This window comes from Erwinia sp. S43, assembly GCF_016624745.1.
GTDB lineage: Bacteria > Pseudomonadota > Gammaproteobacteria > Enterobacterales > Enterobacteriaceae > Erwinia > Erwinia coffeiphila.
The window spans coordinates 406434-418147 of record NZ_JACVTX010000003.1 but is presented as its reverse complement, the minus strand read 5'-3'; the positions used below and the strand labels follow the sequence as shown (position 1 = coordinate 418147).

Annotated in this window: 10 protein-coding genes; 7 read left to right on the top strand and 3 right to left on the bottom strand. The window is 60.2% G+C overall.

The features are described from left to right. Positions 1-769 precede the first annotated feature (769 nt). From IBT47_RS06200 to IBT47_RS06180, 5 genes are read left to right on the top strand one after another with little or no spacing between them, the layout of a single operon-like run. A complete protein-coding gene (locus IBT47_RS06200) occupies positions 770-1804 on the top strand; it encodes an ATP-NAD kinase family protein (RefSeq protein WP_200559798.1) in 1035 nt (344 codons plus the stop codon). Positions 1805-1845: 41 nt separating this feature from the next. Continuing rightward, positions 1846-2844, top strand: a complete 999-nt coding sequence (locus IBT47_RS06195; RefSeq protein ID WP_105591541.1) for a thiamine pyrophosphate-dependent dehydrogenase E1 component subunit alpha — start codon at positions 1846-1848, stop codon at positions 2842-2844. A gap of 10 nt (positions 2845-2854) precedes the next feature. Further along, positions 2855-3874, top strand: coding sequence for an alpha-ketoacid dehydrogenase subunit beta (locus IBT47_RS06190; protein ID WP_105591542.1), 1020 nt, complete (start codon positions 2855-2857; stop codon positions 3872-3874). Continuing rightward, entirely contained in the window at positions 3874-4986 is a 1113-nt protein-coding gene (locus tag IBT47_RS06185) for an acetoin dehydrogenase dihydrolipoyllysine-residue acetyltransferase subunit (RefSeq protein WP_200559797.1), read from the top strand. The genes IBT47_RS06190 and IBT47_RS06185 overlap by 1 nt, the downstream gene beginning before the upstream one ends. Positions 4987-4995: 9 nt before the next feature. Further along, positions 4996-5769, top strand: coding sequence for a lipoate--protein ligase family protein (locus tag IBT47_RS06180; RefSeq protein ID WP_200559796.1), 774 nt, complete (start codon positions 4996-4998; stop codon positions 5767-5769). An 881-nt stretch (positions 5770-6650) separates the two neighbouring features. On the opposite strand, the gene IBT47_RS06175 is transcribed toward IBT47_RS06180, so the two are convergent. The 3 genes from IBT47_RS06175 to IBT47_RS06165 all read right to left on the bottom strand — a co-directional run bounded on the left by IBT47_RS06175 (position 6651) and on the right by IBT47_RS06165 (position 10728). Next, entirely contained in the window at positions 6651-7706 is a 1056-nt protein-coding gene (locus IBT47_RS06175; RefSeq protein WP_105591545.1) for a 2,3-butanediol dehydrogenase, read from the bottom strand. A 284-nt stretch (positions 7707-7990) separates the two neighbouring features. Continuing rightward, complete coding sequence (locus tag IBT47_RS06170; RefSeq protein WP_200559795.1) at positions 7991-9448, bottom strand: AMP nucleosidase; 1458 nt, start codon at positions 9446-9448, stop codon at positions 7991-7993. An 89-nt stretch (positions 9449-9537) separates the two neighbouring features. Next, complete coding sequence (locus tag IBT47_RS06165; protein WP_200559794.1) at positions 9538-10728, bottom strand: LacI family DNA-binding transcriptional regulator; 1191 nt, start codon at positions 10726-10728, stop codon at positions 9538-9540. Between the two features lie 229 nt (positions 10729-10957). Here IBT47_RS06165 and IBT47_RS06160 point away from each other — a divergent pair, with 229 nt between their 5' ends. Then, entirely contained in the window at positions 10958-11401 is a 444-nt protein-coding gene (locus IBT47_RS06160; RefSeq protein ID WP_105591548.1) for a PTS sugar transporter subunit IIA, read from the top strand. Between the two features lie 19 nt (positions 11402-11420). Beyond that, positions 11421-11708, top strand: coding sequence for a PTS sugar transporter subunit IIB (locus IBT47_RS06155; RefSeq protein WP_105591549.1), 288 nt, complete (start codon positions 11421-11423; stop codon positions 11706-11708). Positions 11709-11714: the final 6 nt, after the last annotated feature.

Sequence of the window (11714 nt, the reverse complement as noted above, 5' to 3'; positions counted from 1 at the left end):
GTTCGTCAGCCTGTCGGACCGGCTCAGACGGCACATCCGTGTGCCGACCGATCCTTGCGCCCGCGTCCTGCGGACTTATCCTGTCTTCCTCTCTCCGTTCAGCGCTGTGGATTGCCAGTCGTGGCAGCCCCCCGTCAGCGCCGTAATTGCAGAGTTGTGTTCAGGTAAAAGATATCCCTGCTATTGATTTGCGATATCGAATGTAAGCCAATACGGTGCCAACCTAAGTTTGCGTCTGCTTCTTACGTTCGTACTCTGGCTTTCTTTTTTTGTTCAGCACTCAAATTGCCAGACAGCAAAACCAGTCTGCTGAATGGCCCTTTAAAGCGACGAAAAATCCAGAATGGGGCACAGCCCTGGCGGCGGCTGAAGGGCAATCCGCAGCGCTGAGGTGGAAGCGGATGGCCAGGAGATGCCAGCAGGGAAGCTGGCGTCAGGCGGGGCCGCTACATGGATGTAGCGTCTCCGCCGGTCCGACAGGCCAGTAGCTGTAACCGAAGGCACCACGCAGCGCGTGGCGCGAGGACCGCCCGGCAGCCGCCGCCAGGGCTGGGAACCAGGCTTCTATCCCACCGCGACAAATCCCATCCACAGCTTTACACCTGTCCACTCAACCACATACCGAACAGGTGACAGCTGTAACACTCCCCAGGCAGCGAACGCCATCACCGTATTAATAACCATCTGAATCACAATATTTTAACTTTTATTTTACATATTTGGCACAACCCTTGCGTTATCTCTGCCAGTTGATTATGGAGAGACGCAAATGATACACAGCCACGCGCCACGCCCCTGGGTCGGCATCATCGCTAACCCGGTATCCGCCCGCGACATCCGCCGCGTCGTCGGCCATGCCGGCACGCTGCCGCTGGCCGAACGCGTCAACCTGCTCCTGCGCCTGATGGCCTCACTGGCCGCCTGTGGCATCGGCGAAGTCCGCATGATGCCGGACCGCGAAGGGCTGCGGGCGCTGCTGCTGCGTGAACTGGCCCAGCGCCCGGACTGGAGACTACCGCAGCTGGACTGGCTGCCCGGCACGGTCACCGCCACCGTACAGGACACCTTCGAAGCGGCGAAATGGATGCAGCAGGCGGGTGCAGCCGCCATCGTCGTGCTCGGCGGCGACGGCACCCATCGCGCCGTGGCCCGCCACTGCGGCGAAGTCCCCATCGTCGGCCTCTCAACCGGCACCAATAACGCCTGGCCGGAAATGCGCGAACCGACGGTGCTCGGCCTGGCGCTCGGGCTCTACGCCAGCGGCCGCATCCCGGTGGAAAAAGCGCTGGTGTGGAACAAATGGCTGGACATCGTTATCACCGAAGCCGATGGAACCCTGCGCCGCGATATCGCGCTGGTCGATGCCGCCATCACCGGCGAACAGTTCATCGGTGCGCGATCGATATGGAGTACCGGTGCGCTCTCCCAGCTGTTTCTCAGCTTTGCCGAACCGCAGGCGGTGGGGCTGTCGGCCATCGGCGGCCTGCTTCAGCCCGTGGGTCGCCGCGAAAACGAAGGCCTGCAAATCACCTTTGGGTCCGGTGGCTGCCGTCTGCTGGCCCCCGTTGCGCCCGGTGTCCTCAGCGAAGTCGACATCGCCCACTGGCAGCCCCTTCAGCACGGCGTACCGCAATCAACGCTGCTGCGCCAGGGAGTGATCGCCGTCGACGGTGAGCGCGAACTCAGCTTCAACCCGACGCAGCGCGTCATCATCTCCCTGCGCGAGCGCGCCTTCCGCTCGCTCGATATCAATGCCTGCCTGCACTACGCAGCCCAGGCTCAATTACTGCGTCACGGTGCCTGACCGGCCGAGATGCGTATCCACCCGACCATCTGGAGAACACTATGAACACCAGAGAAGCAAGCAATCCCGGCAGCCAGCTCAGCGCTGAGCAGTTGCTGAACGTTTATCGTCGTATGCGCACCATCCGCGATTTCGAAGAGCGCCTGCACGTCGACTTCTCGCGCGGCGATATTCCCGGCTTCGTCCATCTTTACGCCGGGGAAGAGGCCACCGCCGTGGGCATCCTCTCGCATCTGGGCGACGGCGATCGTATCGCCAGTACCCACCGCGGCCACGGGCATTGCATCGCCAAGGGCGTGGACGTCATTGCGATGATGAAGGAGATCTACGGTAAAACCGGCGGTGCCTGTAACGGCAAGGGCGGATCGATGCACATCGCCGATCTCAGCAAGGGCATGATGGGCGCCAACGGTATCCTGGGCGCGGGGGCACCGCTGGTCTGCGGCGCTGCGCTGGCGGCGAAGTTTCGCGGCAAGGGCGAAATTGGCATCACCTTCGCCGGGGACGGCGCGGCCAACCAGGGCACCTTCCTTGAAAGCCTGAATCTGGCGGCGGTGTGGAATCTGCCGGTGATCTTCGTGATTGAAAACAACGGCTATGCCGAAGCGACTTCGCGCAGCTATGCCACGGCGGTGGACAGCTACGTTGACCGCGCGGCGGGCTTCGGGCTGCCGGGTGTGACCGTTGACGGCACCGACTTCTTTGCGGTGTATGAAACCGCCGGAGAGCTGATCCGCCGTGCGCGGGAAGGCGGCGGCCCCGCGCTGCTGGAGTGCAAAATGGTCCGTTTCTACGGCCACTTTGAAGGTGATGCGCAGACCTACCGCGGGCGCGACGAGCTGGAGTATATCCGCGCGAATCAGGACTGCCTCAAGCTGTTCCGCGCGCAGGTGGAGGGCGCTGGTGTGGTCAGTGCGGCGGCGTTTAACGATGTTGACCGCGAGGTGGCCGCGCTGATTGAGCAGGCGGTTCAGGAAGCGAAAGCGGCACCGGAACCGGATGCTGACGACCTGTTATCCGATGTCTATGTAAGCTACTGAGGGTTCGATCATGGCGCGTAAATTAAGCATGAAAATGGCGATCAACGAAGCGATCGATCAGGAAATGGCTCGCGACCCGAGCGTGATTATGCTGGGTGAGGATATTGTCGGCGGTATGGGCGGCGACGGCGAAAAAGATGCCTGGGGCGGCGTGCTGGGGGTGACCAAGGGGCTGTATGCCAAACACGGCGACCGACTGCTGGATACGCCGCTGTCGGAATCGGCCTATGTGGGCGCGGCGGTGGGCGCGGCGGCCTGCGGCATGCGTCCTATTGCCGAGCTGATGTTTATCGATTTTATGGGCGTCTGCTTTGACCAGATCTTCAACCAGGCGGCCAAGTTCCGCTATATGTTCGGCGGCAAGGCCGAAACCCCGGTAGTGATCCGCGCAATGGTCGGGGCCGGATTCCGCGCTGCTGCCCAACACTCGCAGATGCTGACGCCGATCTTTACCCATATTCCCGGCCTGAAAGTGGTCTGCCCGAGCACGCCCTATGACACCAAAGGCATGCTGATTCAGGCCATTCGCGATAACGACCCGGTGATCTTCTGTGAGCATAAAAACCTCTACGGGCTGGAAGGCGAAGTGCCGGAAAAACCCTATGCCATTCCGTTTGGTGAGGCCAGCATCGTGCGCGACGGCAGCGACGTATCGATTATCACCTACGGCCTGATGGTGCACCGTGCGCTGGATGCGGCGCAGCAGCTGGCGAAACAGGGCATCGACGTGGAGGTGGTGGATCTGCGGTCGCTGTCGCCGCTGGATGTCGATACGGTGATTGAAACGGTGGAAAACACCGGGCGGCTGGTGGTGGTAGATGAGGCCCATCCGCGCTGCAATATCGCTACCGATATCTCCGCGCTGGTGTGCCAGCAGGCATTTAGCGCACTGAAAGCACCGATCGAGATGGTCTGCGCGCCGCATACGCCGGTGCCGTTCTCGCCTTCGCTGGAGGATCGCTACATCCCCAGCGCCGAGCGGATTATTGAAGCGGTGAAACGCACACTGGGCTACAGAGGAAAACAGTGATGAGCGAAACAACAATCACCCCGGTGGTGATGCCCAAGTGGGGGCTGTCGATGCGCGAAGGCACGGTTAACGAGTGGCTGGTGGAGGTGGGCGATGAGATCGTCACCGGTATGCCGATTCTTAATGTGGAAACCGATAAAATCGCCAACGCGGTCGAGGCCACCGATGCCGGTATTCTGCGGCGCAAGGTGGCTGAAGAGGGCGACGTGCTGCCGGTGAAGGCGCTGCTCGGCGTAATGGCGCCGGAGGCGGTCAGCGATGCGCAGATCGACGCGTTTATTGCAGGCTGGGTGGTTCCGGCGACGGATGATGACGAAGACGAGCAGGTTTCATCCGACCGTTATATTGAGGTAAACGGCCTGCGGGTGCGCTACATCCGCCAGGGTGACGGCGATGATACGGTGCTGTTTATTCACGGCTTCGGCGGCGATCTGAATAACTGGCTGTTCAACCTTGATGCCTTCCCGGAATCGACGGTGGTGGCGCTGGATCTCCCCGCGCACGGCCAGACAGAAACCCGGCTGACCGGCAGCAGCCTGAGCGATATGGCTGCGTTTGTCGCTGACTTTATGCAGGCGCTGGACCTGCCTGCTGCACATCTGGTCGGGCATTCGCTCGGCGGTGCGATTGCCGCGCAGCTGGCGCTGGATGCGCCGCAGCGCGTGCGTTCGCTGTCGCTGATCGGCAGCGGTGGCTTTGGCGAAGAGGTGAATGAAGCCTACACTCAAGGCTTTATCGATGCCCAGTCGCGGCGCGATCTCAAACCGGTTGTGGAATTACTGTTTGCCGATGCGGAATTAGTCAGTCGCCAGATGCTGGATGATTTGCTTAAATACAAGCGGCTTGATGGCGTCAGCGATTGTCTGCAACAGCTGCAGGACAGCCTGTTCTCGGGCGGGAAGCAGTCTTCACAGCCGGGTCAGCAGCTCAACGGCAGCGTGCCGCTGCTGCTGATATGGGGTGAAGACGATGCGATTATCCCGGCGCACCATGCCGATAATGCCCCAGCGGGCAGTCGGGTCGAGCGGATTAGCGGGGCCGGGCATATGCCGCAGATGGAGAAGGCGGCGGAGGTGAACCGGCTGTTACAGCAGCATACGGGTAGTGAATAAAGGTACCAGATGAAGGATGCTTCCCCGGCCGCCGATTGCGGCGGCTCGTTTTCTCTGCTTTCCCCACGGCTGATGTTTTGCGCCGATCCCACGCTGGCCGAGGCCGGGCTGTACGCCCGCGCTGCGGCTGGTGAAGCGGTGGCGCTGCTGTGGCATTCGCCGCCGTCGCTGGTCGTGCCGGGCAGCTATAAGCGCTTCGCCGGGCTGGATGAGGTGAGGGCGCAGTTTGCTGATGCTGGCTGCCCGGTGTTTTTGCGCAAGTCCGGCGGCGGGCTGGTGCCGCAGGGGCCGGGGATTATCAACATCAGTCTGGCCTATCCGATGTGGCGCACGCTGGGCGAGGCGGCGGAGGGGGTGTACGAACATCTCTGCGATATGCTGAGCGATGCGCTGCTGGATCTGGGTGTGCCGACAGGGTGGCAGGCGGTGGAAGGGTCGTTCTGCGACGGGCGGTACAATCTGGCCTGCGGTGAGGGCGATGCTGCTCGCAAGATTGCCGGTACGGCGCAGTACTGGCAGTCGGTGGCGAATCAGCCTGTCGACGGGCCGCGCTGTCATGTGGTGCTGGCGCATGCGGTGCTGCTGGTGGATGTGGATTTGGCGCAGGCGCATCAGTATGCCAATCGGTTTGAGGCGGCGCTGGCCAGCGGGCGTTTTTATCAGGCGTCGAAGACGGTGAGTGTGGCGCAGATGCTGTCGGATGCGGATATGTATTTGCGGGAGGAGATGGTGGATGCGCTGCTGGCGGCGATTGGTCGTGCGGGTGTTCCGCGGCAGCGATAGGGGTAATAATCGTTCGCTGGTTCGCTGGTTCGCTGGTTCGCTGGTTCGCTGGTTCGCTGGTTCGCTGAGTTCGCTGAGTTCGCTGGTGGATCGGGAATCGCGCTGACCGGCGGGTCCCGCGGTCGGGCGGTCCTCGCGCCGCGTTGCGGTGCCTTCACTTCGTGCGTCAGCCTGTCGGACCGCCACAGACGGGCCGTCCTGGCCCGGCTGTGGCTTTCCCCCGCGTCCATGCGGGTGAATCCTGGCTTCCTTACTGCGTTCAGCGCTGTGGATTGCCCTATCGCGGGACCCGCCGGTCTGCGCTTTGATCCCGGCGTCGACTGCTGAAAGCTGAATCTGAATGAGCGATGCTTTTGGCGCAGTTTTGCTTTCAGCTATGCGGAGTACCCGATCGCGGGACTCGTCGGTCTGCGCTTTACTCCGGGTGTCGCCTGTTCGAGGATAAAGGCTGAAAGAAGATGATCGGAATATGTGTGCTTTCTGCTTCGAAGAATTTCCGACGATCGTTGAACGGAACGTAACGAATGAGCGTTGCAAGCAAACGAATCGGGTTTGTGCCGTAATACAGCGAGTAATTTGTCAAAAGGGATGCAGTCTGTGCGGCTGGCGGGTAATCCGCAGCGCTGAAGCGAAAGCAGCAGGCCAGGAGACGCCAGCAGGACGCTGGCGTCAGGCGGAGTCGGTACAGGGAAGTACCGTCTTCGCCGGTCCGACCGGCCGGATGTTGTAGTCGAAGGCACCACGCATGCGTGGCGCGAGGACCGGCCGCCAGCCGTACAGACTGCCTCCCGACCCACAGCCTCCCCACAAAAAAAGCCACCGTCGCAATGACAGTGGCTTTATCAGCTCTTCAACCCACCAAACGGTGGACTAACAAAAATTTACTGCGGTGGACGCACCAGAATCTTAACCTGCTGCTTCTCTTTCACCAGCGCATCAAAACCTTGCTCAACCAGATCGGCCAAATCAATACGCTTAGTCACCAGCTTGTCCGCCTGGAAATAACCCTGAGTCATCAGATCCATCACCGCCGGGAAAATATGACGGTAGGCGATAATGCCCTTAATGTTGCGCTCGGCCAGCACCACCTTGTTCGGATGGAATGACGCTTCGCCTTCCCAGATAGACACAATAATGGTTTCGCCTTCGTAGCGGGTGCTGTCGATACACTGCTTCAGCACCACCGGCACGCCGGTCACTTCGAACGACACGTCAACGCCGCCGTTGGTCAGCTCGCGAATACGCGCAACCGCATCTTCTTTGCTCGGATCGATAACCAGACGTGCGCCCAGCTCGCGCGCTTTCTCTGAACGCTGTGGCGACAGCTCAACCACATAGATCTCTGCCGCACCGGCTGCGCGCAGCGCTTCGATCACCAGCAGGCCAATCGGACCCGCGCCGAACACCACCGCTTTATCACCGGCTTTCAGCTTGCTCATGCGCACCGCGTGCAGCGCAACGGCCGCAGGCTCAACCAGCGCACCCTGCTCGTAGGAAAGGGAGTCTGGCATACGGTGAACCATGTGCTCAGCAACCACGGTGAAGGAGGAGAAACCGCCGCCGCCGCCGGACAGGCCGTGGAAGCCCAAATCGCCACACAGGTTGTATTTGCCTTCGCGGCAGGCTTCACACTCCTGGCAGGAGAGGATCGGCTCAACCACCACGCGGTCACCGGCTTTGAATTTGGTAACGCCGCTGCCCACTTCTACCACTTCACCCGAAAATTCATGGCCCATCACGATAGGTGCGATATCGCCGCTGATTTTGTGCGGCTTTTCTACCGGCACAAAAATCGGTCCGGCAAGATATTCGTGCAGATCGCTGCCGCAGATCCCGGTCCACGCGACTTTGATTTTTACCTTCCCTGCGGAAACCGTCGGTTCCTCAATATCATCAATACGAATGTCGCGAGCCTGATACCAACGTGCTGCTTTCATAGTTATTCCCCTGAGATTGGCTTTAAACCTGTCCATTGCCGTGGTGTCAGCAGGGCCGGAGCAGGTACTCGCGCTGGAGAATGCGAAAGGCGTGCCAGAAATTTGCAAAACAATAAAAATAATAAAATTCAGTATGTTAAAAGTGATATTGTGGCGTTGCGGGTGTAACGATTGGACGGGTGTAACAGGTGCACCGTTACAGGTGTAACGTGTTCAGAGGAAGGCTGAAGAGCACGCTTCACTCTTCAGCCTTTAATCGCACCGGGCAGATGCCCGGCTAATGCTTAACGGAACGGCGGTTCGTTAAAGGTACGCAGCTTGCGCGAGTGCAGACGATCGCCCTCGGCGCGCAGCAGATCGATCGCGCGAATGCCGATTTGCAGATGCTCGGAAATCGCTCCTTCGTAGAAGCGGTTCGCCTGGCCAGGTAGCTTAATCTCCCCGTGCAGCGGCTTATCGGAGACGCACAGCAGCGTGCCGTACGGTACGCGGAAGCGATAGCCCTGTGCGGCAATGGTCGCACTCTCCATATCCACCGCCACCGCGCGGCTGAGGTTAAAGCGCAGCGCGGAGGCTGAATAGCGCAGCTCCCAGTTGCGATCGTCGGTGGTCACCACCGTACCGGTACGCAGCCGCTGCTTGACCTCTTCGCCCGGCATGCCGCTGACCAGCTTGGTGGCGTCGTACAGCGCGCGCTGCACTTCGGCAATGCTCGGGATCGGGATATCCGGCGGCAGCACCGCGTCCAGCACGTGATCGTCGCGCAGATAGGCGTGCGCCAGCACGTAGTCGCCGATGGTCTGGCTTTCGCGCAGCCCGCCGCAGTGGCCAATCATCAGCCAGGCGTGCGGGCGCAGCACCGCCAGGTGATCGCAGATAGTTTTGGCATTCGACGGGCCAACGCCGATATTCACCAGAGTGATCCCCTGGCCGTTTTTGGCGATCAAATGCCAGGCAGGCATCTGGTGCTTCTTCCACGCCAGATCGGAAACGGTCTGCTCCGGGTGCGGCGTATCGTGGGTGATGGTGATGCCACCGGCGCAGGACAGCGCCTGATACGGCGATTCGGGATCGGCGATCTGCTCGCAGGCCCACAGCACGAACTCATCGACGTAACGGGTGTAGTTGGTAAACAGCACGTAGGGCTGGAAATCTTCGACCGGCGTGCCGGTGTAGTGGCGCAGGCGCGCCAGCGAAAAGTCGGTGCGCAGCGCATCGAAGTGCGACAGCGGGAAGGTTTCACCTACAGCCAGCAGGCCGTCGGCGTTTTCATCGCCAATCTGCGACAGTTCGGTGGTCGGGAAGTGCTGGGCAATGCCCGCGCTCATGCTGCGATCCAGCGCCAGGCCGGAGCCGTCAATCACGTAAGGGAAGGGGATCTCCTGCTGCGACGGCAGTACCTCAATGGATACGCTGTATTCGCTGCTCAGCAGCTCCAGCTGCTCGCTCAGATAGTGGCGCGCCAGCGCCGGGCGGGTGACGGTAGTACTGTAGCATCCGGCGCGGGTAAAGCGGCCAAAGGCGCGAGTCAGGCGCTGGCTGGGGGCCACGCCGTCCCAGCTGACGCGCAGCTGCGGATAAACAAACAGCCCGCTGGCGCGGGCTGCGGCGTCCGGCAGGCTGCCGTCGGCAATAAAGGCGGTAATGGCATCGCGCAGGGCGGCGACGGCGGCATCGTACTGCGCTTCCAGCTTGTCCAGTGCCTCGGTAACCGACAGCGACTGGTTCTGAGAATAAGTCATTCAATCTCCTTACATCGTTTTCCCGTATTGCCAACAGCCTAACTGAAGATAACGACAAAAGGAGGGGATGCCGGAATTATTTATTGCGCTTAGCTGCTGTCACCCGGTTCGAAGGCGAATTTAATCTGCTCTTCCAGCGGTTGCGGCGCATCGTCGAGCATCGCCATCAGCCGCTGGCCCACCTGCTGGCCCAGTTTTTCATAGTTCAGCCGCATCGAGGTCAGCGACGGGAAGGTGTGATCGCAGTCGGTCGAACCATCCAGGCAGGCCACCGCCATATCGTAAGGCACCTTCAGCAGCCGCCGCTGGCATTCGGCCAGCACGCCGATGGCGATCTCTTCGTGGCTGCAAATAATCGCGTCCAGATCCGGCTGGTTTTGCAGCAGCTGACCGAGCGCAAAGCGGCCAAACTGCAGGCTCGGTGCATCCGGCACGGTGATCATCAGGTCGGCGTTCTGATAGTGCGCCAGCATCGCTCTGTGCCAGCCGTTCAGCTGCTGCTTATGCAGGCGGTTATCGGTCTGTGCGCCGATAAAGGCAATGCGGCGATAGCCTTTTTCCAGCAGCGTGCGGGTCAGCCGTTCGGCGGCGTCGCTGAAGGCAATATTCAGCGTCAGATCGGCGGAAAACTGCCCGGCTCCGCAGACGTTGACCGTCACCACTTCCGATGACTCCAGCATCTCGCAGGTTTTCGGCGACAGCTGTGCGGCGAACAGCACCAGCGCGGAAGGGCGATGCTGAAGCAGTTTTTCCACCAGCGGCGTTTCGCCGTACTGATGATATTCGTGGCAGGCCATGATTAGCTGAAACGGCTGATTGCTGAGGGTGTGCTGTAGCGCCTGCACGAAGCGGGTGCTGGCACGATCGTGCTGAAAAGGATAGAGCACCGCCACGGTATGCGACTGCTGGGAAGCCAGCGCGGCGGCGGCCTGATTGGTTACGTAGCCCAGTTCACGCACCGCCTGTTCCACTTTCCTCAAGGAGGCTTCAGAAACCTGCGACGGGTCACGCAGCGCGCGCGATGCGGTCATTTGCCCAACCCCGGCGTGGCGGGCCACATCCTGTAGGGTGACGCGCTGCTGCGGGCTGGCAGCCAGCTCGGCGGCGGGCGTGCTGGCTTCATAACCCAGTGCGCGGGCGGCTTTTTCAACTTCACTGCGGACTTTGTCTGACACCAGCTCCGGCGTGCGCATCACTCGCGACACCGTCATGACTCCAACGCCAACATAGTCAGCAACATCCTGTAGCGTCACGCGACCACTACTACGACGCTTTCGCATCCTGGTTCTCCTGAACGCTCTGTTACGCGGCGCTGCCGCGCAATGATTTACCCTGCTGACAGTGTGCCGTTCCGGATAAAAGACAACAACTGGTTAACCAGCAAATGATATGCCGATCACAGTTACTGATAGCTTTAACAGTTAGCGTTAACTTTTTAGATCTCTATCACATTATTCCGGGCGGTTCGACACTACTCTGCTCGGGCGAAAAGAGAGAGGTGACCGATAAATGTTGAAAGAACTCCTGACTGCTGACGTTGTGCAGATTGTACCAGCCTGTGAAGACTGGCGTCACGCAGTTGCGCTGTCCTGCCAGCCATTACGTGACAACGGTACGATCGAAGCCCGCTATGTTGAGGCTATCTACCGTTCGCATGAAGCGATTGGCCCGTACTATGTCGTTGGCCCCGGTATTGCCATGCCCCACGCTCGCCCGGAAGAAGGCGCGAATAAACTGGGCATCAGCCTGACGCTGGTGCAGCAGGGCGTGAACTTTGATTCCGAGGGCAATGACCCGGTGAAGCTACTGTTTGTGCTGGCGGCGACCGACAGCAACAGCCATATCGGCATTATCACCGCGCTCGCCGGGCTGTTTGACACGCCTGAAGATACCGACGCGCTGATGGCTGCCACCAGCGTTGAACAGATTTTATCCATTATTTCACGTTATTAAACGACCAGAGGAACAACATATGAAAATTACCGTGGTATGCGGCAATGGCCTGGGCACCAGCCTGATGATGGAAATGAGCATTAAAAATATCGTGAAGGATCTGGGCGTTGCGGCGGAAGTCGATCACGTGGACCTGGGTTCGGCAAAAGGCACCGCCAGCGATATCTTTGTTGGCACCAGCGATATTGCTGAGCAGCTGATTGCACAGCAGGTAGGCGGCAAAATCGTCTCTCTGCAAAACATGGTAGACAAAGCGGCGATGAAAGAGCGTATCTCCGCCGCGCTGTCGGAACTCGGCGCGTTATAATCAGGA